Source organism: Arthrobacter humicola (genome assembly GCF_039531445.1).
Classification (GTDB): domain Bacteria; phylum Actinomycetota; class Actinomycetes; order Actinomycetales; family Micrococcaceae; genus Arthrobacter; species Arthrobacter humicola.
On sequence record NZ_BAAAQB010000009.1, the window covers coordinates 75467 to 97927 of the forward strand.

Genomic DNA, 22461 nt, shown 5'->3' on the forward strand with positions numbered 1-22461 from the left:
CGCCGAGGAGTTCCGGGTGTCCAGGAGCCGGGCCGGCGAGAGGCTCTTGAAGGAGCCGCCCGTCGCCGGCGTTCCGGTGACGTAATAGCCCGTCACGTCAGCGATCAGCTGGGAGGACCCGGAGGAACTGTTGAACAGGGCGACCTTGCCGTCGGCCCCGACCGGGACGGTCACCAGATTCGGTACCGTCTGGCCGGCAGAGAAGTTCAGGTTGGACGCGTTCGGACGGGCGGCGCCCGAGGCGTAGGCCGTGATGAACCCGACGGACCGGGGCTGGGTCACCGTCAGGTTGAACACCACCGCCGAAACCTTCGCCGGGATCCCGTTGACCCCCGCGACCTGGAACGACACCGCGGAATTCGCACCCACAGCCGAACTGTTCCGGGTATCAAGGACCCGGGTCGGGGAGACCGGGGTGTACGTCCCCGGAAGCTGCGGGATGGTCGCACCCGCTGTGCCTGCCTTGATCACCACATCATCGATGTAGCTGTCGCCGGACTGCTCCAGGTGCTCGGCGCCCAGCTGTATCCGGGTGACCGCACTAAAGCCCGTGGCGACAGTCTTGCTTGAATAGAGCGGCAGGTCATCAAACCACGCCTCTACAGTGGATGACCCCCCGTTGGCCACCACGTGCATGACCAGGTGGTGCCACGTGCCAAGCTGCACGTTGGGCGACAGCGTCTGGTAGGAGAACACTCCGGCCTGGGTGGGCGACGTTACCCGCAGCACCAGGTCGCCGTTGTCGTTGCTGCGGAACACATCCAGCATTCTGGTGCTGCCATTGAAGAACCTGAAATAGGGGACATCGTTGCCCACCAGACCGGCCCGTGTGATGTTGAACCAGCCGTCCGTGTAGACCTCGTCGCTGCCGGACGGCAGCGGGGCCGAGAAATTGGCCAGGGAAGTCGGATCGGTGGTCACGTGCAGGTACGCCGAACAGAGTCCGGAGTGGTGCTGGGCGGAGGAGACGTCCGCCGTGCCGGTCCCGCCTGTGACGGGTGTGCCGAACCCTTCGGCGGTAATGCTGCCGGACTCGAAGTTGGCGGCCACCACGGTCTTTCCCGGGTACTGGTTGGTGGGCGCCGGCGTCCCGGGCTGACAGGTAACCGCGGAAGCTGGACTCGCGCCAACGACCAGTCCCAGAACCAAGACATTCAGAGCGGCCATCACGCCGGCCCGCAACAGTGTGTTCATTCGTCTACCCGCCCAGCCGAGGTATTCATGTCGGGTGAAAGACCCGATCCTTCGTCTGCAGTTGCCGGCGGCCCGGGATGCGGCCTGACCGCCGCCCCAATGGGCCTGTTCCTGCGATGCTGAATGCAGGTTACCGAGCCTCACCTTTGGGAAAACTTGCCTGAATACGGACTGGACACGGGCTGGACACGGAACTACTCCGGGAAACAGAAAACCCCGCCATTCCTTTGTCAGGAATGGCGGGGTTCTTTCTGTTGGTCGGGCTGACAGGATTTGAACCTGCGACCCCTTGACCCCCAGTCAAGTGCGCTACCAAGCTGCGCTACAGCCCGCTGGTTCCACCGTTCTCCGCCCGGAAGGCGTCCTGGTTTATCTCCAGGATTTCTTCCAAGCAGTCCGGCCGAACCACCTCCAAAAGCTTACACGATCCCGGAGGGTGCCTGTGACAATTTCGCGCTGTCACGGCAAGGTGTGTCGGAATTAACGTTTCTTGCCACGCTTTTCGCGTACACGCATGTTGACTTCGATCGGCGTGCCCTCGAAACCGAAGGTTTCGCGGAGCCGTCGGGTGATGAAGCGGCGGTATCCGGGATCCAGGAATCCGGTGGTGAAGAGCACGAACTTCGGCGGCCGGCTGGAAGCCTGCGTGCCGAACAGGATGCGGGGCTGCTTGCCGCCGCGGACCGGGTGCGGGTGTGCTGCCACGAGTTCGCCGAGGAACGCGTTGAGGCGACCGGTGGGGATGCGCTTGTCCCAGCTTTCCAGGGCGGTGTCCAGGGCCGGGACCAGCCGGTCCTTGTGCCAGCCGGTCTTGGCGGAGATGTTCACGCGCGGGGCCCAGGCCACGTGCGCGAGGTCCTGGTCGATTTCGCGTTCGAGGTACCGGCGGCGCTCATCGTCGAGGAGGTCCCACTTGTTGAAGGCGAGCACCAGGGCGCGGCCGGATTCGATGGCGAGTTGCAGGATGCGCACATCCTGCTCGCTGAGCACCTCATCCACGGCCAGGAGCACGACGGCGACCTCGGCCTTTTCAAGCGCGCTCTGCGTCCGCAGGGAGGCGTAGAAGTCGGCACCCTGGGCCATGTGCTGGCGCCGCCGGATGCCGGCGGTATCCACGAACCGCCACGTGCGTCCGCCGAGTTCGATGAACTCATCGACCGGGTCGCGGGTGGTGCCGGCGGTGTTATCCACCACCACACGCTCGGAACCGGCGAGCTTGTTCAGCAGGGAAGACTTGCCGACGTTCGGGCGGCCGATGAGGGCGACGCGGCGGGGTCCGCCGGAGCGCTCAAGGCCTTCGATCGTGGAGAACTCCGGGAGGGTGTCCATGACGTGGTCCAGGAGGTCGGCCACGCCGCGGCCGTGCAGGGCCGAGACGGGGTACGGTTCGCCGAAGCCCAGGCCCCAGAGGGTTGCGGAGTCGGCTTCCTGCGCGAAGTCGTCGACCTTGTTGGCCACCATGATGACCGGCTTCTTCGACTTGCGCAGCATCTTCATGACGCCTTCGTCGGTGGCGGTTGCGCCCACGGCGGAGTCGACGACGAACAGGACGGCGTCCGCGAGTTCCACAGCCATCTCGGCCTGCTCTGCCACGCGGGCGTGGATGCCGCGGGCGTCGTGTTCCCATCCGCCGGTGTCCACCACGGTGAAGTTGCGGCCGTTCCAGTGCGCCGAGTACATGACGCGGTCGCGGGTGACGCCGGGGGTGTCCTCGACGACCGCCTCGCGGCGGCCCAGGATCCTGTTGACCAGGGTGGACTTGCCGACGTTGGGCCGGCCGATGATGGCCAGGACAGGATCGAGCTTGACCGGACCGTCAAAGTCCTCGTCGTCGAAGTGGCCGCTCAGCAGGGCGGCATCGTCCTCGTCCAGCTCGTAGTCGTCCAGGCCGGCCCGCAGGGAGGCGGCGCGGAGCTCCGCCTCATCGTCGTCCAGGGCGGCGAGGTGCTCAGCCACCTGGTCGGTGCCGGTGGGCGTGTATTCGTCTTCGCCGGCGCCGAAATTGCCGGAGGTTTGAGTCGTATCGCTCATTGCACTTTCCTTAGGTGGTGATCTGCCGGCGTCCCGGCTACTGCTTCATGACGTTGGTGCGGGGATTCCGCGTGGGGCAAGGGCTGCCCGGTTCTTTGGATCGAGTCCTGGACATGGCGGGCCAGCGCGGCCCGGATTTCGGTTCCCGCCCTGTCCATTGAAACACGCCCGGTCTCACCGGGCCTGCGGCTGACGTTGATGGCCCCGCCGAAGCTGACGTGCAGCCGGCGGCGGGGTGCGGGAACGCTGTCCAGGTGTTCGCCGCCAATCCTTGTGCCCAGGATGGACACGGGCACAACGGTGGCGCCGGAGTTGAGCGCCAGCCAGGCGACGCCGTTGTTGATCGCGGCCGCCGCACCGCTCCCCCGCGTGCCTTCGGGCAGAATCCCGACGCACCGTCCGGCGTCGAGCAGGCTCCGGGCCGCGGTCAGCGCCGCACGGCCGCCGCGGCGGTCGACGGGCAGCTGGCCCGACGCCGTGAGCACCCGGCCGAGGAACCCGGTGAACATCTCCTGCTTGACGAGGATGTGCATGGCCCGAGGCGACGCGCCGAACATGACGGGCCCGTCGAGGAAGCTGATGTGGTTGCCGGCGAAAATCACAGGTCCGGTGGCCGGGACGTTGGACCGGCCCGTCACCGAGGTGCGGTAGACGACGTGGTCCAGGAGCCAGCCCACGGGCCGACTCCACGCCGTCGTCCAGCGGCCGGGCAGGGAGGCCTGCAGTGTCGCCGGCGTTCCGGTGCGCCCGTCAGTCACCGTGGGCGGCCCTGTGCTGGACGCTGTTTGGCTGGACGCCGCTTGGCTTGACGGCCGGGTGGTTGATGACGGTGTCCACGATGTCGAGGGCGGCCTGAACCGTCTCGTCAAAGTCCAGGTCCGAGGAATCCAGGGTGACAACGCCGTCGGCGGCCGTGGTGAAGTTCACCACGGTGGAATCCTTGGCGTCGCGGCGGGTGACCTGGGCCGCCAGCTGCTCGGCATTCTGGCTCCCGCCCAGCTGGATGCCGCGGCGGCGCAGCCGCGCTTCTTCGCTGGCGGTGAGCAGCATCCGCACCTCGGCTCCGGGCGCGACGACGGTGGTGATGTCCCGGCCCTCCACCACCATGCGGCGGTGGTGCTTTTCGATCAGTTCGCGCTGCCGGCGGATGAGTTCCGTGCGCGCGCCCAGGGTGGTGGCGACGGCGCTGACAGCGGCGGAAATGGCGGGCTCGCGGATGGCGAGCGTGACGTCGTCACCGCCGACGCGGACATATTCTTCCTGGGGGCTCGTGCTGACCTCCAGCGGCAGGGCCTTGGACGCGGCCTCCACCGCGGCGCGGTCCTCCAGGTCCATGCCGTTCTGCAGGCAGAACCATGTCAGGGCGCGGTACATCGCACCGGTGTCGAGGTAAGCCAGCTTGAGCCGTCGGGCCACCTCTTTGCTGACGCTGGACTTGCCGGAGCCGGAGGGTCCGTCGATGGCGACCACAAGGCTTTTTCCGGGGCGGACCACGGTCACTGTTTCGATGAGTTCCTGGGTCATTACTGGAGTACCCGCCATCCACGGTCGTTAAGGGCTTCTATCAGGAGGTCGTGCTTGTTCGGCAGGACGGAAATTTCCACCATGCCCACGTTTTGTCCCGAGGAGTGGTCGAGACGCAGGTCCTCGACGTTGACGCCGATCTCGCCGATCTCCGTCAGAAGCTTCGCGATCTGGCCCGGCGTGTCGTCCACCAGGACCGTCAGCCACGAGTAGGCCTGCGGGGGTCCGCCGTGCTTGCCCGGAATCCGGGCCTGGCCGGCGTTGCCTTCGCTGATCAGCTGGGCAAGGTCCAGCCGGGCACCGGGGGCGGTCGGTGCCTCCAGCGTGGCGATCAGCCGGTTGAGGTCCTCGCGGACCCCGTGCAGGATCGCAACCACCTTGTCCGCGTTCGCACCCAGGATCTGGACCCAGAGCGTGGGATCGCTCGCGGCGATCCGGGTGACGTCCCGCAGGCCGTTTCCGGCCAGAGACAGCGCGTGCAGGGGGGTGCCCTGCAGTCGGCTGGCCACGAGCGAGGACATCACTTGCGGCAGGTGGGACACCAGCGCCACGGCTTCGTCGTGTTCGTCGGCGGCGAATTCGGACACGACGGCGCCAAGGTCGACGGCCAGCGCACGCGCCACCTGCAGGGACTCCGGCAGCGTTTCTTCCGCCGGGCACACAACCCACGGCATGGATGTGAACAGCTCGCCGCGGGCTGCGACGGGGCCGGATTTCTCGCGGCCGGCCATCGGGTGGGTACCCACGTAGCGGCCCAGGTCGGCTCCGCGACCGCGGAGGTCGGCCAGGATGCCTGCCTTCACGCTCGCGATGTCCACCACGACGGCGTCCGGGTAGTCCTGCAGCGCTTTGGCCACGACGTCGGCCGTGACGTCCGGCGGCGCAGCCACCACGACGAGCTCCGGCTGTTCCCCGTCAAGGCGCGCCAACGGCAGGCCGGCGCCGATGTCGACGGCGACGGCCTGGTTGGTGGGCGAGGGGTCCGAGAGGAACACGGCAACGCCGCGCCCCCGCAGCCCCAGCCCGATGCTGGTGCCCAGGAGCCCGGCGCCCAGAACGACCACCGGACCGTTGAGGTGTCCGCGGCCGTGCATGCGAAAGGCGGACATGCCTACAGCCCCACAGATGCCAGTAGGTGGCCGACTTCCTGCTTGCCGAGGTTGCGAATGCTGCCCTGGCGCTGGTCGCCCAGCCCGATGGGACCAACCTTGACGCGGACCAGGCGCAGCACGGGGAAGCCGACAGCGTCGAACATGCGCCGGACGATCCGGTTCTTGCCCGAGTGCAGCACGACCTCAATCAGCACGTGGCCCGGAGTCGAGTCCACGAGCTTGAAGGAATCCACCGAGGCGATGCCGTCTTCGAGCTCGACGCCAGCTTTGAGTTCGGCGCCAATGCCCTGCGGGAACGGACCGCGGACCTGCACGAGGTAGGTCTTGGGCACTTCGTAGGAGGGGTGCGTCAGGCGGTTGGCGAGTTCGCCGTCGTTCGTCAAGAGCAGCAGCCCTTCGGTGGCGACGTCGAGACGGCCCACGTGGAAGAGGCGTTCGCCATGGTGGTTGCGCACGAAGTCGCTGACGCACGGGCGGCCGTCCGGGTCCTCCATGGTGGAGACAACGCCCTTGGGCTTGTTGAAGACCATGTAGACCATGTTCTCGTCCAGCTGGATTCGCAGGCCGTCGACGTGGATCACGGCGGTCTTCGGGTCAACGCGCATGCCGAGCTCGGTGACGACGTGGCCGTCGACCTCGACGCGGCCTTCGGCGATCATTTCCTCGCAGACACGCCGCGAGGCGACGCCGGCGGAGGCCATGACCTTCTGCAGGCGGATGCCGTCGGCGTCGTGCAGCTCAGACTGAGGCACCTCGCGGCGCGGTCCGCGGTTGCGGGCGGGCTTACGCACCGGTCCGAGGTTCTGGCCGAAACGTTCGCTGCCGAAGGCGCGGGGACCCGCAGCCCTGGCGGCGCCGGTGCGCGGCTTGGGCTTGAGCGCACCGGGAGTGCCGGGCTCCTTGCCGAAACCGGGCTTCCTGGCTCCGGGCTTGCGGGCCGCGCCCGTGCCGGTCGGACCTTTCGACTTCCAGTCACCGGAGGCCGGCCGGGACGCCGGGGCGCCGGGAGCCTGCAGGTCCGGATCGATGAAGGCCTCTTCGCGAGGCTTGGGGTGCTTGAAGGGGCGGTCGCCGCCACCCTTGGAGAAGTCACGGCCTCCCTTGCCGCCGGCTGCGCGCGGGGCGCCGCCCTGGACCGGGCCGCGGCCGGTGCCGCCCTGGCCGGTCTTGCCTTGTCCGGCGCTGTTGCGTCCCGAACTGTTACGTGGTGAACCCTGGCGTCCCGCCTGTGTCATGACCCGTCCTTACGTTGGTGGCCTGCGGCCGCTGTCTCCCGACAACACCCGCCGGCCGGGCAAATTGTTCTGCCCGGTGGATACTCGTGTGCAGGCGTTTGCCTGCACTGATACTGCTTACATTCTTCCTGCGTCGTAAAACTCCTCGATGCCTTCCAAGCCTGGAAGGTGGGGGGAAAGCTGCGGCAATTCAGCCGTCGAGCCGATTCCCATCCGCTCAAGGAAATACGATGTCGTCCGGTACAGGATGGCTCCGGACTCGGGATCGGTTCCCGAATCCTCGATCAGCCCACGCTGCGTCAGCGTCCGCACGACAGAGTCAACATTGACTCCTCGAATTGCAGACACCCGCGCCCTTGAAACGGGCTGGCGGTAAGCGATGACGGCGAGCGTTTCGAGCGCCGCCTGCGTCAGCCTGGCTGTTTGGCCCTCCAGCACGAACCCGCCCACGATCTCGGCGAACTCCGCACGGGAATAGATCCGCCAGCCTCCGGCGATATTCCGCAATTCAAAACCCCGGGGGGCGGCATTGTTGCCGTCAGTATTGCCAGTGTTGCTACTGGTCTGGCTGGCGACGTCCGCATCCGGGGCATTAACAGTATAACCGTTATACTCCCGCTGCAGTTCAGCCAGCAGGGAGTCGACGACGTCGACCGTCAGGTTCAGTCCGGCCGCCAGGGCCGTGGGGGTGGCCGGCTCGTCGATCACCATCAGGACAGCTTCGAGGGCCGCGCGGGCGCCGCCGGGCAGGCTGGCGAGGTCGGGTCCCGTGTCCGGCCCTGCGTCCGGTCCGGCGTCTTCGGCTTCGCCCCGCGGCGCCTCAGGGAGTCGTTCGTTCACGGCTGGTCCTCATATTCTTCACTCAGATTTTCGCTGCTCCACCCGTGGGAATCGGCCGTCCAGTGCACGGTCAGGTCCCCGAGCGGCAGCAGCTGGTCAAAGCCCACTGCGCGGTCGCGGAACAGCTCCAGCAGCGCCAGGAAGCGCGCCACCACCACCAGGGTGGATTCGGCGTCGGCGATCAGCGCCCGGAACGTCAGCGGCGTGCCCAGCCGCAGCCTGTTTCCCAGCAGCTCGGCCTGTTCCTTGACGCTCACGGGCGTGCCGTGCAGGTGCGCCAGGCCCACTTCAATGGGGGCCGCTTCCTTGGACTTGAGGGCGGCTTCGGCCAAACCGGCGAACTGCTCCGGGGTGTGCCGCCAAAGCAGTTCCGGCAACAGGGCCGCGAAGTGCCCCTCCAGGGCGACCTGCCGGGGGAAGCGCCGGGCTTCGAGCTCGAGGGTCGAGCCGATCATGCCGGCCACCTGCTTGAAGGCCTTGTACTGCAGCAGCCGCGCGAACAGGAGGTCGCGGGCCTCCAGCAGGGCGATGTCCTCCTCGTCCTCGACCTCGCCCGCGGGCAGCAGCCGGGCCGCCTTGAGGTCCAGGAGGGTGGCCGCAATCACCAGGAATTCGCTGGCCTCATCGAGGGCCCACTCCTCCCCCAGCCGCTGCAGGCCCCTGATGTACTTGATGAATTCGTCAGTGACGGTGGACAGCGCCACCTCGGTGATGTCCAGCTGATGCTTGGAGATCAGGCCGAGCAGGAGGTCGAAGGGGCCGGTAAAGTTAGCGAGGCGCACTTCGAATCCGGGCTTCTTCCCGGCGGGGCCGTCCGGGACCTCGGCAACTTCCGGAACCGCAGCAACTGCCGGATCCGCGGGTTCCACGGGCATGTCGAGCTCCGCCGGCGGAGAGAAGGCGCCTGCCATGTTCCTGGCTAGGGCGCGCCGCCGCGCGAAATCAACTCTTTGGCCAGGCGGCGGTAGGCGTCTGCACCGACGTGGTTGCCCGCGTAGGTGGTGATGGGTTCGGCCGCCACCGTGGCGTCGGCAAACTTGATGGAGCGCTTGATGACGGTTTCGAAGACCTTGTCGCCGAAGGCCTCGACGAGGCGGGCGATCACCTCGCGTCCGTGCAGGGTCCGGGCGTCGTACATCGTGGCGAGGACGCCATCCACCTGCAGGCGCGGGTTGAGCCGGTCCTGGACTTTGTCGATGGTTTCCACGAGCAGCGCGACGGCGCGCAGGGCAAAAAATTCGCAGATCAGCGGAATAATGACGCCGTGGGCGGCGGTGAGCGCGTTGACGGTCAGGAGCCCGAGCGAGGGCTGGCAGTCGATCAGGACGACGTCGTAGTCGTCCTCCACCTTCTTCAGTGCACGGTCCAGGACCTGCTCGCGGGCGACCTCGTTGACCAGCTGCACTTCGGCGGCGGAGAGGTCGATGTTGGCCGGCAGCAGATCCACGTTCTCCACGCCGGTCTTCTGGATGGCGTCGCGGATGTCCACCTTGCGGTCCATCAGCACGTTGTAGACGGTGAGGTCGAGCTCGTGCGGGTTGGTGCCCAGGCCTGCGGACAGGGCACCCTGCGGATCGAAGTCCACCAGGAGCACGCGGCGGCCGTATTCGGCCAGGGCGGCGGCGAGGTTGATGGTGGACGTGGTTTTACCCACTCCGCCCTTCTGGTTCACCATGGCGATAACCCGCGCAGGGCCGTGGGAGGACAGCGGCGCGGGCTCCGGAAAGTCGCGTTGGGGGCGCCCGGTGGGGCCCATGACGGCGTCTTCCAGATCGAGTTCGGTGCCTTCCAGAGTTGCTGAACCCTGTTCGCTGCTCACGTATCTATCCACACTTTCGATGACGGTGATTGTCGTGCTCGGTATTGCTCGCCAAGCTCCCGGACTAGGCTCCGGAGCCGAGCGTGTTTCCTCCCAAGGTTACAGCGCCCGACACGGTATTCGGCGGACCTTGACAACCGCCGTCATCTGAGCCTTGACCTTCCGGTAGAAGTCGAAGGTTACTGCCGGAAATGGAATGGCAGCGTCGAGCGGGACGCCGGGCCGCCGCGGCGGGACCCCTGGTCCGCAGCGGCAAAGAACCTGCCCGGACGCTGGTGGGCGTCCGGGCAGTATTCCGTGATTGGCGGGTCAGGCGTACCCGGCTACGCGTAGGCCGGGGCGGTCGGGACCGGCTCGGCCTGCGGCTCCGGGGCCGGGCCGTGGCCGGCGATCATGGTCTCTTCGTCGAACGGCTCGGCACCGGCAAGCACGCGGTCCACCCGGCCGCCGTCGATCTCCTTGACCCAGGTGCCGATCAGCACGGTGGCCACAGCGTTGCCGGTGAAGTTGGTCAGTGCCCGGGCCTCGGACATGAAGCGGTCGATGCCCACGATCATGCCCACGCCGCCCAGCAGCTGCGGGGCATGTGCCTGCAGTCCGGCGGCCAGGGTGGCGAGACCGGCACCGGTGACACCGGCGGCACCCTTCGAGGCGATGATCATGAAGATCAGCAGCGAAATCTGGGCGCCCAGGTCCAGGGGCGTGCCCATGGCGTTGGCGACGAAGAGCGATGCCATGGTCAGGTAGATGGCCGTGCCGTCCAGGTTGAAGGAGTAGCCGGTGGGAACCGTCACGCCCACGACCGGCTTGGACACACCGAGGTGTTCCATCTTCGCGATCAGGCGGGGCAGCGCAGCTTCGGAGGATGAGGTGGAGAAAATCAGCAGGTACTCACGGGCGAGGTATTTCATGAGCCGGAAGATGTTGACGCCTGCGACCACCTTGAGCAGGCCACCGAGGATCACCACGATGAACAGTGCGCAGGTGATGTAGAAGGCGGCCATGAGCGTGAACATGCTGAAGATGGCCTGCACGCCGGTGGCACCGACGACGGAGGCGATCGCACCGAAGGCGCCGACCGGGGCCAGCCACATGATCATGATGAGGATGCGGAACACCAGGGCCTGTCCGTAGCCGACGGCTTTGAGGATCGGGGCTCCCTGCGGGCCCATCTTCTGCAGGGCGAAGCCCACCAGGATCGCGGCGAGGAGGGTCGGCAGGACGGGGATGTCCCCCGGGATGATGCCTAGCAGGAAGTCGACGGTGCTGTCGACGGCCGCCTTCTTGTTCGGATCGTAGGGGGCGAGGTTGAGGCCCGCGCCCGGATGGATCAGGTTACCGACGACCAGGCCGATGGCCAGGGCGAAGGTGGACATCACCATGAAGTAGATGAGGGCCAAGCCGCCGACCTTGCCGACGGTGGCGGCCTTGGCGATCGAGCCGATACCCAGGACGATGGTGCAGAAGATCACCGGGCCGATCATCATCTTGATGAGTTTGATGAAACCGTCACCCAGCGGCTTGAGGGATTTGGCGGCCTCGGGGAACAGCAGCCCGACGACGGCACCTGCGATCACGGCGACGATGACTGCAATGTACAGGTAGTGGGACTTATCGAGCCCTTTGCGCTTCTTGGCCGGCGTTGCCGCCGGTGCTACTGACTCTCCTCGTTGAGAGGCCATGGTGTTCTCCTTGGATAGGCTGGACTTTCGCGCGGTCCCGGCTGTGGTCCTCGCGGCCGTTCGTGTGTGTAACCCATCATTGATGACGGGGTGACGCACATCACCCTTGCGTTCATATTGGTCATGGAAGGTGTTGATGATCCACCGCTGGAGCATCGCGCGGAGGCTGTTTGTGGCCCAACTGCTGTTCATCGTGGCGCTGACGGCGATCGTGGGAACGGCCACCTTCGTCGACGCCCGCGATCATGCCTACGACGAGGCCGGACGCCGGATGGAAGGCATTGCCACCGCGGTGGCGGACGCTCCCTTCGTCGTGCAGGCGGCGAGCGCCGCCGACCCGTCCGCCCTGCTCCAGCCGTATGCCTTGAAGGTCACGAACGATGCCGACGCGGATTTCATCACGATCATGGCGCCGGACCGGACCCGGTGGACGCATCCCCGGGACGAGGAACTGGGCAAGCCCTATATCGGGTCGATCGATGAGGCCCTCAGCGGACGGGTGTTCACGGAGGTCGTGGCCGGCACCCTCGGCCCGTCGGTGCGCACCATCGCCCCGGTCAAGGATGCCGACGGCAAGGTCCGGGCGCTCGTGGCCGCGGGTGTGACCGTCCGGACGGTGGATGTGGCGGTCTCCAGCAGGCTGCCGGCGCTGCTGGCCATTGCCCTGGCGCTGCTGGTGGTCGGTTCTGTGGCGTCGTGGCTCCTGGGGCGCTACCTGCGCCGGGTGACCCGCGGCTGGGGTCCCGAGGAATTGGGCCAGCTCTTCGCCTACTACGAATCGGTGCTGCATTCGGTGCGTGAGGGCGTGATCCTGATCGATCCCAAGGGCAAAGTGGTGATGTACAACGACCAGGCCGCCGAGCTGCTGGGGCTGCCTAAGCAGTCTTCCGACGGCCATCCCGCTGCCGGCACCGCAGGACGCGGGCGCCAGGCGGCGCCGTCCCTCTCGGATATGCCGCTTGCAGCCAGCCTCAAGGAACTCTTCGAATCGGGACGGACCGCCCACGATGAGATCCACCTGACCGGGTCCCGGGTCCTGGTGGTAAACCAGGGGCCGGCGGTTGGCCCTGCATCGGCCGCGGGCCGCCAGCGGAGAGCGGCTGCCGGCGCCCCCGTCCACGGCGCCCACGTCTACGGGACGGTGGCAACCATCCGGGACCGGACCGAAATTGAATCCCTCGGCAGCGAACTGGAAACGATGCGTACGCTCTCGGACGCGCTGCGCGCCCAGACCCACGAGCACGCCAACCGGCTCCACACGATCGTCTCCCTGATGGAACTGGGGCGGGCCCCCGAGGCCCTCGACTTCGCCACGAAGGACCTGGAACTGAGCCAGCGCCTGACCGATGACCTGGTGGGTTCCATCGAGGAACCGGTACTCGGCGCCCTGATCATGGGCAAGGCAGCCGAAGCGCACGAACGCGGCGTCGAACTGACCCTCAACACCAGCGGATCCACGGCCGTGACGGGGCTCGCCGTGCAGGACCTCGTGGCCATCCTGGGGAACCTGCTGGACAACGCGATCGACGCCGCGGCCGAGGCACCGCCTCCCAGGCTCGTGGAGCTGTCCGTCGTGACCACCGGGGCCGCCCTCGAGATCACGGTGGAGGACAGCGGACCGGGAATTGACCCCGCGGCCGTGGACGACGTCTTCCGGCACGGCTTCAGCACAAAGACGCCGGGACCCTTCGGGCGGGGCCTGGGCCTGGCCCTGGTCCGCCAGGCCGTGCATCGACTGGGCGGTACCATGACAATCACCAGCCCCGCCGGAGCTCTATTCCGCGTCACGCTGCCGGTTACAACACCGCCGGTCACAACAGAGGAACAGCCATGAGCGACATCCGGGTGCTCGTCGTCGAAGACGAGCCCATCGCCGCCGCGGCGCACGCCGCCTACATCGAGCGGATTGACGGTTTCACCTTGGCCGGCACCGCGCCCGACGGGCAGTCCGCCCTGCGCCTGCTCACGGACTTCGCGGCGGCGGGCAACCCGGTGGAACTGGTGCTGCTGGACATGAACCTCCCGGACCTGCACGGGCTGGACATCGCACGCCGCATGCGGGCGGCCGGACTCTTCGCGGACATCATCGCCATCACCGCCGTGCGGGAATTGAACATCGTCCGCAGCGCGGTGGCCACGGGCGTGGTCCAGTACCTGATCAAGCCCTTCACCTACGCCACGTTCGCGGACAAACTCGCCAGCTACCGGCTGTTCCGGGAACAGCTCGCCGGCCCCCGGACGGGAAAGCCCGGGGCCGGCGCCTCCCAAAGTGATGTGGACCAGGCATTTGCGAGCCTGCGGGCCCCTTCCGAAGTGTCGCTGCCCAAGGGCTTGTCCGTCTCCACGCTGGAATCCGTCAAGGACTTCATCGAGCGGCAGTCCGGGGCGGTGTCAGCCAGCGAGGTCATGGCGGCGCTCGGCATGTCCAGAGTCACCGCGCGGCGCTACCTTGAGTACCTTGCCGACGCCGGCACAGTTTCCCGCGCCGCACGCTACGGCACTCCCGGCCGCCCGGAGAACGAATACCGCTGGAACCGTCCGCCGTCGTCAGCTGCGCGGCCATAACCAGCACTGCCCCGCGGCCACTCCCCCACAGGGCGTCACGCAGCGCAGAGTTTCAGGATGGCTATTTCGGCACGACGGCGGATTCCCGCCGTCGTGCCTCACGAAGGGCCTGCGGAGGAGCCCAAAAACCTGCCCTGCGTGACGCGGGCTCGCCCGTCAGTCGGCGGCCGAGGGGCGCAGAGTTCCCAGCAGCCGGTCAATCACGCCGGCGTCCTCGATCGTGGACGGCACCACGTACTCGTCGCCGTCGGCGATCTGGCGCATGGTCTTGCGCAGGATCTTTCCCGAGCGGGTCTTGGGCAGGGCCTCCACCACGGTGACGTGCTTGAAGTCGGCCACGGCGCCGATGTCCCGCCGGACCAGGGCGATGAGGTCCTTGACCAGAATCTCTTCCGGGATGTCCACCCCGGATTTGAGCACCACGTAGCCGCTGGGCCGCTGGCCCTTGAGCGGGTCGGCGAGGCCGATCACGGCGCATTCCGCGACGGCGGGGTGCTGGCCGATCACCTGTTCCATGGCGCCGGTGGAGAGCCGGTGTCCGGCGACGTTGATGATGTCATCGGTGCGGCCCATGACAAAGAGATAGCCGTCTTCGTCCCGGTAGCCGGAGTCGCCCGTGGCGTAGTAGCCCTCGAATGCCTGGAGGTAGGAGGAAATGTAGCGTTCGTCGTTGCGCCAGAGCGTAGTCAGGGTGCCCGGCGGGAGCGGCAACTCCAGGACGATGTTTCCTTCCGTGCCGGCCTCGACGTCCTCGCCCCCGCCGTCGACGACGTTGAGCCTGAAGCCGGGCATCGGGACGCTGGGCGATCCTGCCTTGATCGGCAGCCCGTCCAGGCCGCGCGGGTTGGCACAGATGGCCCAGCCCGTCTCGGTCTGCCACCAATGGTCCACCACGGGGACGCCGAGGACCCGGGAGGCCCAGTGGAAGGTGTCGGTGTCCAGCCTCTCGCCGGCGGCGAAGAGCGTGCGCAGGCTGGAGATGTCGTAGTTCTTGAGCAGCTGCGCCTCGGGGTCGGCTTTCCGGATGGCCCGCAGAGCGGTGGGCGCGGTGAACAGCACGTTGACCTTGTGGTCCTGGATCAACCGCCAGAATGCGCCGGCGTCGGGGGTTCCCACCGGTTTTCCCTCGTACAGCACCGTGGTGGCGCCGGCCAGGAGCGGCCCGTACACGATGTAGGAGTGCCCCACCACCCAGCCGACGTCCGAAGCCGTCCACATGACGTCGCCCGGTGCGACGTCGTAGATGTTGGCCATGGTCCAGCTCAGGGCCACGGCATGGCCGCCGTTGTCCCGCACCACGCCCTTCGGCGCGCCCGTGGTGCCCGAGGTGTAGAGGATGTAGAGGGGATCAGACGCCTTCACATCGACAGGCGCGGCGGGCTCGGCCGAAGCCATCTCGGTGTCCCAGTCGAGCCACCCGGGGTGGTCGGCCACCGACGCGGCGAAGCCATCCCTGGCCTTGACCAGCACCGGGGTGTCCGGGGCGCCGGCGATGCCGAGGGCCTCCGCGACGGCGGGCAGGTATTCAATCCGGCGCGAGGGTTCGATACCGCCCGACGCCGTCACCACGGCCGCGGGGGCGGCGTCCCGGATGCGGGCGGCGAGCTCTTTCGGGGCAAAGCCGCCGAACACCACGGAGTGCACGGCGCCGAGCCGGGCCGTGGCCAGCATCGCGATGGCGGCCTCGGGGATCATCGGCATGTAGATCACCACACGGTCGCCCTTGCCGACTCCGCTGCGGCGTAGGACACCGGCGAACCGGGCCACAAGCTCCGTCAGTTCGGCATAGCTGAAGCGTTTCTGCGTGCCGAGCATGGCGGAGTCGTAGATCAGGGCGTCCTGTGCGCCCCTGCCCTCCGCCACGTGCCGGTCGAGCGCGTTGTAGGACGTGTTCAGGACGCCATCCGGAAACCAGTCGTAGAGCGGCGCCCTGCTGGCATCGAGGGCCTGTTGGGGCCGCGTGGACCAGGAGATCCCCCGGGCAGCGTCCAGCCAGAACTCTGCGGGCTGTTCGAGGCTACGTTTGTAGGCGTCCCGGTAGCTCTTGGTGACCATGAGATACATCCTGTCCACGACGGTGTGATGCAGCCCATGGTAAACCGTGGCGGACGGCCACCACAAGGGTTATGTATACAAGAACCACCGATTTCTGCGCTTTATCCGCCGACTACTGGGCAAAGTGCCCTTGCGTGTATACACTGGTTTGTGGCCACCCCCAAAGGGCCCAGGAGCGAAGGAGGCAGGATGCGAGCCAGCGATAGGGCTTACGCGGCATTGCGCGACGACATCATCGAATGGCGCCTCCTGCCCGGCACAGTCCTCGCGGAGGTGGAACAGTCGGAGCGTCTGGGCATCTCGCGCACGCCGCTGCGCGAGGCCCTGAGCCGGCTCACGGCCGAAGGGCTGACGACGACGGCGGGCGGCCGCGGCGTCGTCGTGACCGATATTTCACTGGACGACATCGACGAACTGTTCGAATTGCGCGAAACCCTCGAAGGGAAGGCCGCGGCCCTGGCCGCCGTGCGCGGCGACCGGGCCACCTTCGACCAGCTCCGGCGCGAGCTGCTCGAAGCCCCGGAACTGATCGGTGGCGAGGACCCGGCCCTGCATGAGTACTACGAGCTCGTCGGGCGGCTGGACGCGGCCATCGACGCAGCCATCTCCAACGCGTACCTCGCCCAGGCCATGCGCAGCCTCCGCGTCCACCTCGTGCGCGTCCGGCGCCTGGCCGCCGACGACGCCGCCCGGCTGACCGCCGCCGCCGCCGAGCACGCCGCCATCGCCGAGGCGATCGCCGCCGGCAACCCGCGGCTGGCCGAGGCCGCCACCACGCTTCACCTGCACCGCAGTCTTTCCCACGTCAAAGCCACGCATACACCTCACTAAAAGGAGCACCATGGTCAAGGAACACCACGTCCGCGTTTACAAGAGCGAGGAAAACCTGCCCCGCGAGGACCAGCTTGCCTACAAGATCGCCAAGGTCGCCGCGGATCCCGTGGACGTCACCGCTGACGTCACCGACATGGTGATCAACCGCGTCATCGACAACGCCTCGGTGGCGATCGCCTCGCTGAACCGTGCCCCCATCGTCGCGGCCCGGGCCCAGGCCCTCACCCACGGCCCGACCACCGGCGGCAAGGGATCGAAGGTCTTCGGCATCGAAGAGCGCGTAGCCCCGGAGTGGGCCGCCTGGGCCAACGGCGTCGCGGTCCGTGAGCTCGACTACCACGACACCTTCCTGGCCGCGGATTACTCCCACCCGGGCGATAACATTCCGCCGATCCTCGCCGTCGCCCAGCACGTCGGCTCCAGTGGACATGATTTGATCCGCGGAATCGCCACCGGCTACGAAATCCAGGTCAACCTGGTCAAGGCCATCTGCCTGCACAAGCACAAGATCGACCACGTGGCCCACCTCGGCCCCTCCGCGGCGGCCGGCATCGGCACCCTGCTGGGTCTCGACGTCGAGACCATCTTCCAATCCGTCGGCCAGGCCCTGCACACCACCACCGCCACCCGGCAGTCCCGCAAGGGCGAAATCTCCACCTGGAAGGCGCACGCCCCCGCGTTCGCCGGCAAGATGGCCGTCGAATCCGCTGACCGTGCCATGCGCGGCCAGACCTCCCCCGTGCCGATCTACGAGGGCGAAGACGGCGTGATCGCCTGGATGCTCGATGGCCCGGACGCCTCCTACATGGTGCCTCTGCCCGAGGCCGGCGAGGCCAAGCGCGCCATCTTGGACACCTACACCAAGGAGCACTCGGCCGAGTACCAGGCGCAGGCGTGGATCGACCTGGCGCGCAAGCTGCACGGCGAGCACCCCGAGGTCACGGACCCGGCCAACGTCGACTCCGTGCTGATCAAGACCAGCCACCACACGCACTACGTGATCGGCTCCGGCGCCAACGACCCGCAGAAGTACAGCCCCACGGCCAGCCGCGAAACCCTGGACCACTCCATCCCGTACATCTTCACCGTCGCCCTGCAGGACGGCGCGTGGCACCACGTCGATTCCTATGCCCCGGAACGCGCCGCCCGCCCGGACACCGTGGAACTCTGGCACAAGGTCACCACGGTCGAGGATCCGGAATGGACCCGCCGCTACCACTCCCTGGACATCGCCGAGAAGGCGTTCGGCGGCACCGTGGTCATCACGCTCACCGACGGCACCGTCATCACGGAGTCGATCGCCGTCGCCGACGCCCACCCGCTGGGTGCCCGGCCCTTCGCGCGGGAGCAGTACGTCAACAAGTTCCGCACCCTCGCCGCCGGCCTCGTGGCCGACGAGGAGATCGAGCGCTTCCTCGCCGCCGCCGAGCGGCTTCCGGAGCTTGCCGCCGGTGAGCTTGACCAGCTGAACATCCAGGCGGCCGACGGCGTGATCGACCTCGCCGCCGCCCCGAAGGGACTCTTCTAATGCTGTACTCGAAGACCACGCCGGAGCAGAAGCGGCTCCGCTTCCGGGAGCTCCTGGCCTCCGGCACCATCCAGCAGTTCCCGGGCGCGTTCAACCCGCTCTCGGCCCGGCTGATCGAGGAAAAGGGCTTCGCCGGCGTCTACATTTCCGGCGCCGTCCTGGCCAACGACCTCGGGCTGCCGGACATCGGGCTGACCACGCTCACCGAGGTCGCCACCCGGGCCGGGCAGATCGCCCGGATGACCGACCTGCCGTCCATCGTGGACGCAGACACGGGCTTCGGCGAGCCGATGAACGTGGCGCGGTCCGTCCAGGAACTCGAGAATGCCGGCCTGGCCGGCTGCCATATCGAGGACCAGTTCAACCCGAAGCGCTGCGGCCACCTCGACGGCAAGAACGTGGTGGACCTCGAGACCGCGACCAAGCGGATCCGCGCCGCGGCCGACGCCCGCCGTGACCCGAACTTCCTGATCATGGCCCGGACTGACATCCGGGCCACCGACGGTCTCCAGGCCGCCCAGGACCGGGCCAAGGCACTCGTAGAGGCCGGGGCCGACGCGATCTTCCCGGAGGCCATGAAGGACCTGAGCGAATTCCAGGCGATCCGCGACGCCGTCGACGTCCCGATCCTGGCCAACATGACCGAATTCGGCCAGAGCGCCCTGTTCACGGTGGACGAGCTCGCCGGGGTCGGAGTCAACATGGTGATCTATCCGGTCACCCTTCTCCGTAGTGCCATGGGGGCTGCGGAGCGTACTCTGGAATCGATTAAGGCCGACGGAACCCAAGAGGCACAGGTTGGGAGCATGCTGACCCGTGCGCGTTTGTACGATCTCGTTGATTATGAGGCTTACAACCGATTCGATACCGGAGTCTTTAATTTCCATATCCCAGGTCAGTAAGCCCCGCATGGAACCGCCGGCACGTGCCGGTATACAGGCGTTAGGAACAAAGGAGTTTCAGCATGGCTGAACAGGACATTAAGAAGGGCCTCGCCGGCGTCGTGGTGGACTACACCGCGGTCTCCAAGGTCAACCCGGACACCAACTCGCTGCTCTACCGCGGCTACCCCGTCCAGGAACTGGCAGCCAAGTGCAGCTTCGAGGAAGTCGCCTACCTGCTCTGGAACGGCGAACTGCCCACCGCGGAGCAGCTGGCCGAGTTCACGGCACGGGAACGCGCCGGCCGTCCCATCGATCCGGTCGTGAAACAAGTGGTGGACGCGCTGCCCACCACGTCGCACCCGATGGACGTCTGCCGCACGGCAGCCTCCGTCATGGGCGCACGGCACCCGCTCGCGGAGGACTCCTCGCGCGAGGCCAACATGGCCAAGGCGATCGACCTCTTCGCGGCGATGCCGGCGATTGTGGCCTACGACCAGCGCCGCCGGCACGGTCAGGACGTCGTGGCGCCCCGCGACGATCTGGGCTACTCGGCGAACTTCCTCTGGATGGCCTTCGGCGAGGAACCGGTCCAGGAAGTCGTGGACGCCTTCAACGTCTCGATGATCCTCTACGCCGAGCACTCGTTCAACGCCTCGACCTTCACGGCCCGCGTGATCACCTCAACGCTCTCGGACCTGCACTCGGCCGTCACCGGGGCGATCGGAGCGCTCAAGGGCCCGCTGCACGGCGGCGCCAACGAGGCCGTCATGCACACCTTCGACGAGATCGGTATCCGGCAGGAGGAGTCGCTGGACGAGGCCCACGCACGGGCCAAAGCCTGGATGGAGGATGCCCTGGCCCACAAGCGCAAGGTCATGGGCTTCGGCCACCGTGTCTACAAGCACGGCGACTCGCGGGTGCCCACCATGAAGGCGGCCCTGGACAAGATGATCGCGCACTACGGCCGCCCGGAGCTCTTGGGCCTCTACAACGGCCTGGAAACGGCGATGGACGAGGCCAAGGCGATCAAGCCAAACCTGGACTACCCGGCCGGCCCGACCTACCACCTCATGGGCTTCGACACCCCCACCTTCACTCCCTTGTTCGTCGCCAGCCGCATCACGGGCTGGACGGCGCACATCATGGAGCAGCTGGAATCGAACTCCCTGATCCGCCCGCTGAGCGAGTACAACGGCGTCGAGGAACGGCACCTGCCGTAACTTTCGAACAACGCTCGACGGCGGGCCGGTCACCTTTCAGGTGGCCGGCCCGCTTCGTTGTGCCCGCGGACTGGTCCTAGCTGACCTTAGTGACGGTCAGCGAGGTGATGACCGTCTTGAGGTCCTTGTAGGCCTGGGTGCGGGTGAAGGCCAGGGCATCGTCCATGGTCTGGAACTTGTAGAGACCCCACGTGGCTCCGCCAAGGGGACGACGATCCGCGAAGCTGTAAAACTTCAAAGAGTCCGGGCCTTGTACCGCAAAATCAAGGACGCAGCCGATCCCGTCCTGTCCGGCGATGCGGTTCGTGATCCCTATCCCCGCTTGGACGGGACCTCCGTCATTTGCTGCTGAGGTCATGGCGACGTAAGCGAACCTCGGGGTTCCCTGTGCCGGCGCTGCCGGGTCGACCGGGAGTCCTGCCATCGGCTGGCTGTCGAGGACCTTGTAGGGTGCGTTGTTAAGACACCCGCTGGTGGTCCAGTCATTGGTATCGCCGAAGGCCAGCCGTGCCACTTCCTTGCCGGCGGAATCCGTGAGGGAAGTTCCTTCACCGTTTGAGAGGGCGTTGCTCTCCGCGGTCCCGGCGAGTTGCCAGGCAGCCGGGTAGTTGAAGGCCAATTTATAGCCCGTGGACCAGTACTCGTAAGTCTTGATCCCCCGCGCCGCCAAGCTGCCCGGCGCCGGGGTGCCTACGAGAGCCTTCCGGAGCTCCACGGGAATTCCCTTGGACGCGAACTGCCCGTCCATGTATTGTTCCGCCGTCAGCCGCTCATTGTTCGCCGCCGCCTGATCCCAGCCGGGCATGTTGGCCCACGGCTGGTCAGCGTCGATGACGTACTTGCGGTCAGTCAGCTTGGCCATCCAGAACCAACTGCCGGCGTCGGTCTGGCCGCCTGAGACCTTCATGCTCAAGGCCATCCAGTCTCCCGCGCAGGCCGCAACCTGTGCGGTGGGCAATTGGTCAGCGAACCAGCTCTGAACGCCGGCCACGCTGTCCTTCGTGCAGGCGACAGGTCCGGTGGCTGCCGGCACGCTCGCCGCTGCCGTCGGCGTCGGGGTCGCCGACGGCGTCACGCTAGCCGAAACTGTCGCTGAGGCCGTCGGAGAAGTGGTCGCCGTCGTAGTGACGGTGGCCGCCGGTACGGGGGCGGTGGTGAGGGAACCCAGGTTGGTGGCCACGAGGACGCCGGCCGTGACGGCCGCCGCCGCCAGTGTCAGTACGCCGGCCAGCCGGGTCCGCCTGCGCTTCCGGTCCGCGAGGGAAAAGACATTGTGCGGCAGGCTGTCGCTAAACTCCGCGGGCTCGGTGAGTATCCTGCGCAGGGCGGCCTCGCCGTCGGGCACGGACGGATCGTTATGTACGGGGTCGATCGCGGAAATCATGTTCTTGATCGGATCCATCTCAGGCACCCATTTTCTGTGTCATCGTTTCAGCGCCTGCCGGAATGTGCTTGCGAAAGGCGGCCCGGGCCCGGTGCAGCCGGACCTTGGCGGCGGACTCGCTGCAGTGCAGCACACCGGCAATTTCCGCGATACTCAATTCATCCCAGTACGCGAGCTGGAGGATGTCCCGGTCCTTCTCCCGAAGAGCGGCCAGGGCGTCCTGGACCGCCACGTTGTCCGAATCGCCGCCGAACCGCACCACGGCCGCGGAACGCAGCTTGTCCTGGAGCGCCTCCTGCCGGTCCCGGCTCCGGTAGGCGTTCCCGATCAGGTTGCGGGCGACCGTCAGGAGCCACGCCGTATCCGTCCGGGACGCGTCGTCCCACTTCTTCTGCCACACCACCCGGAAGACATCCGCGGCGAGTTCCTCCGCCAGTTCGACCGATTCCACCCGCCGTCGGACAAACCTGTAGACCTGCGGATAGTTGTCTTTATGAATGGCGATAAACGCCAACTCGCGCTCCGAAAGCACGCATCCCCCAAAAATCAAATGT

Annotated in this window: 19 protein-coding genes and 1 tRNA gene; 6 read left to right on the plus strand and 14 right to left on the minus strand. The window is 67.1% G+C overall.

The genetic code is table 11. The features are described 5' to 3' along the window. The 11 genes from ABD243_RS03795 to ABD243_RS03845 form a co-directional block, all read right to left on the minus strand. A partial coding sequence (locus ABD243_RS03795) for a polysaccharide lyase family protein (protein ID WP_344362255.1) occupies positions 1-1194 on the minus strand: 1194 nt, incomplete at its 3' end. A gap of 255 nt (positions 1195-1449) precedes the next feature. Beyond that, a tRNA-Pro gene (locus ABD243_RS03800) sits at positions 1450-1526 on the minus strand. Between the two features lie 148 nt (positions 1527-1674). Then, the gene (gene der / locus ABD243_RS03805; protein ID WP_116767542.1) at positions 1675-3225 is read right to left on the minus strand and encodes a ribosome biogenesis GTPase Der; all 1551 of its coding nucleotides are present in this window, start codon (positions 3223-3225) and stop codon (positions 1675-1677) included. Then, the gene (locus ABD243_RS03810; protein WP_344362337.1) at positions 3222-3902 is read right to left on the minus strand and encodes a lysophospholipid acyltransferase family protein; all 681 of its coding nucleotides are present in this window, start codon (positions 3900-3902) and stop codon (positions 3222-3224) included. The genes der and ABD243_RS03810 overlap by 4 nt, the downstream gene beginning before the upstream one ends. Positions 3903-3975: 73 nt before the next feature. Continuing rightward, a complete protein-coding gene (gene cmk / locus ABD243_RS03815; protein ID WP_254788599.1) occupies positions 3976-4749 on the minus strand; it encodes a (d)CMP kinase in 774 nt (257 codons plus the stop codon). Beyond that, entirely contained in the window at positions 4749-5858 is a 1110-nt protein-coding gene (locus tag ABD243_RS03820; RefSeq protein WP_344362262.1) for a prephenate dehydrogenase, read from the minus strand. The genes cmk and ABD243_RS03820 overlap by 1 nt, the downstream gene beginning before the upstream one ends. 2 nt (positions 5859-5860) lie before the next feature. Further along, entirely contained in the window at positions 5861-7096 is a 1236-nt protein-coding gene (locus ABD243_RS03825) for a pseudouridine synthase (RefSeq protein WP_344362265.1), read from the minus strand. Between the two features lie 117 nt (positions 7097-7213). Further along, complete coding sequence (scpB, locus tag ABD243_RS03830) at positions 7214-7807, minus strand: SMC-Scp complex subunit ScpB (protein WP_344362267.1); 594 nt, start codon at positions 7805-7807, stop codon at positions 7214-7216. Between the two features lie 125 nt (positions 7808-7932). Then, complete coding sequence (locus tag ABD243_RS03835; protein ID WP_344362270.1) at positions 7933-8847, minus strand: segregation and condensation protein A; 915 nt, start codon at positions 8845-8847, stop codon at positions 7933-7935. Positions 8848-8855: 8 nt separating this feature from the next. Next, a complete protein-coding gene (locus tag ABD243_RS03840) occupies positions 8856-9755 on the minus strand; it encodes a ParA family protein (protein ID WP_018772307.1) in 900 nt (299 codons plus the stop codon). A gap of 323 nt (positions 9756-10078) precedes the next feature. Then, on the minus strand, positions 10079-11437 hold the full coding sequence (locus ABD243_RS03845) for a cation:dicarboxylate symporter family transporter (RefSeq protein WP_344362273.1): 1359 nt from the start codon (positions 11435-11437) through the stop codon (positions 10079-10081). 136 nt (positions 11438-11573) lie between these two features. On the opposite strand from ABD243_RS03845, the gene ABD243_RS03850 reads away from it, so the two are divergent. After that, positions 11574-13271, plus strand: coding sequence for a sensor histidine kinase (locus ABD243_RS03850; protein WP_344362276.1), 1698 nt, complete (start codon positions 11574-11576; stop codon positions 13269-13271). Next, positions 13268-14002: a response regulator gene (locus ABD243_RS03855; protein ID WP_344362278.1), complete on the plus strand. Its 735-nt coding sequence runs from the start codon at positions 13268-13270 to the stop codon at positions 14000-14002. The genes ABD243_RS03850 and ABD243_RS03855 overlap by 4 nt, the downstream gene beginning before the upstream one ends. A gap of 156 nt (positions 14003-14158) precedes the next feature. On the opposite strand, the gene ABD243_RS03860 is transcribed toward ABD243_RS03855, so the two are convergent. Beyond that, complete coding sequence (locus tag ABD243_RS03860; protein ID WP_344362280.1) at positions 14159-16057, minus strand: propionyl-CoA synthetase; 1899 nt, start codon at positions 16055-16057, stop codon at positions 14159-14161. A gap of 189 nt (positions 16058-16246) precedes the next feature. On the opposite strand from ABD243_RS03860, the gene ABD243_RS03865 reads away from it, so the two are divergent. The 4 genes from ABD243_RS03865 (at position 16247) to ABD243_RS03880 (ending at position 20523) form a co-directional block, all read left to right on the plus strand. Continuing rightward, entirely contained in the window at positions 16247-16888 is a 642-nt protein-coding gene (locus ABD243_RS03865; RefSeq protein ID WP_344362281.1) for a GntR family transcriptional regulator, read from the plus strand. 10 nt (positions 16889-16898) lie between these two features. Continuing rightward, on the plus strand, positions 16899-18419 hold the full coding sequence (locus ABD243_RS03870) for an MmgE/PrpD family protein (protein ID WP_344362284.1): 1521 nt from the start codon (positions 16899-16901) through the stop codon (positions 18417-18419). Continuing rightward, positions 18419-19321, plus strand: coding sequence for a methylisocitrate lyase (gene prpB, locus ABD243_RS03875; RefSeq protein ID WP_344362286.1), 903 nt, complete (start codon positions 18419-18421; stop codon positions 19319-19321). Before ABD243_RS03870 ends, prpB begins: the two co-directional genes overlap by 1 nt. A gap of 62 nt (positions 19322-19383) precedes the next feature. Next, on the plus strand, positions 19384-20523 hold the full coding sequence (locus ABD243_RS03880; RefSeq protein WP_116767556.1) for a bifunctional 2-methylcitrate synthase/citrate synthase: 1140 nt from the start codon (positions 19384-19386) through the stop codon (positions 20521-20523). A gap of 76 nt (positions 20524-20599) precedes the next feature. Here ABD243_RS03880 and ABD243_RS03885 read toward each other — a convergent pair whose 3' ends face one another. Together ABD243_RS03885 and ABD243_RS03890 are read right to left on the minus strand one after the other, a co-directional pair. Then, positions 20600-21934: a hypothetical protein gene (locus ABD243_RS03885; RefSeq protein WP_344362290.1), complete on the minus strand. Its 1335-nt coding sequence runs from the start codon at positions 21932-21934 to the stop codon at positions 20600-20602. Beyond that, entirely contained in the window at positions 21927-22439 is a 513-nt protein-coding gene (locus ABD243_RS03890) for an RNA polymerase sigma factor (RefSeq protein WP_344362292.1), read from the minus strand. The genes ABD243_RS03885 and ABD243_RS03890 overlap by 8 nt, the downstream gene beginning before the upstream one ends. Positions 22440-22461 lie beyond the last annotated feature (22 nt).

Bases quoted from the DNA above. Each gene is read 5' to 3' on its own strand.
- der (WP_116767542.1), bottom strand. From the start codon at position 3,225: ATGAGCGATACGACTCAAACCTCCGGCAATTTCGGCGCCGGCGAAGAC.
- cmk (WP_254788599.1), bottom strand. From the start codon at position 4,749: ATGACCCAGGAACTCATCGAAACAGTGACCGTGGTCCGCCCCGGAAAA.
- ABD243_RS03820 (WP_344362262.1), bottom strand. From the start codon at position 5,858: ATGTCCGCCTTTCGCATGCACGGCCGCGGACACCTCAACGGTCCGGTG.
- ABD243_RS03825 (WP_344362265.1), bottom strand. From the start codon at position 7,096: ATGACACAGGCGGGACGCCAGGGTTCACCACGTAACAGTTCGGGACGC.
- scpB (WP_344362267.1), bottom strand. From the start codon at position 7,807: ATGGTGATCGACGAGCCGGCCACCCCCACGGCCCTGGCGGCCGGACTG.
- ABD243_RS03835 (WP_344362270.1), bottom strand. From the start codon at position 8,847: ATGGCAGGCGCCTTCTCTCCGCCGGCGGAGCTCGACATGCCCGTGGAA.
- ABD243_RS03845 (WP_344362273.1), bottom strand. From the start codon at position 11,437: ATGGCCTCTCAACGAGGAGAGTCAGTAGCACCGGCGGCAACGCCGGCC.
- ABD243_RS03850 (WP_344362276.1), top strand. From the start codon at position 11,574: ATGATCCACCGCTGGAGCATCGCGCGGAGGCTGTTTGTGGCCCAACTG.
- ABD243_RS03855 (WP_344362278.1), top strand. From the start codon at position 13,268: ATGAGCGACATCCGGGTGCTCGTCGTCGAAGACGAGCCCATCGCCGCC.
- ABD243_RS03860 (WP_344362280.1), bottom strand. From the start codon at position 16,057: ATGGTCACCAAGAGCTACCGGGACGCCTACAAACGTAGCCTCGAACAG.
- ABD243_RS03865 (WP_344362281.1), top strand. From the start codon at position 16,247: ATGCGAGCCAGCGATAGGGCTTACGCGGCATTGCGCGACGACATCATC.
- ABD243_RS03870 (WP_344362284.1), top strand. From the start codon at position 16,899: ATGGTCAAGGAACACCACGTCCGCGTTTACAAGAGCGAGGAAAACCTG.
- prpB (WP_344362286.1), top strand. From the start codon at position 18,419: ATGCTGTACTCGAAGACCACGCCGGAGCAGAAGCGGCTCCGCTTCCGG.
- ABD243_RS03880 (WP_116767556.1), top strand. From the start codon at position 19,384: ATGGCTGAACAGGACATTAAGAAGGGCCTCGCCGGCGTCGTGGTGGAC.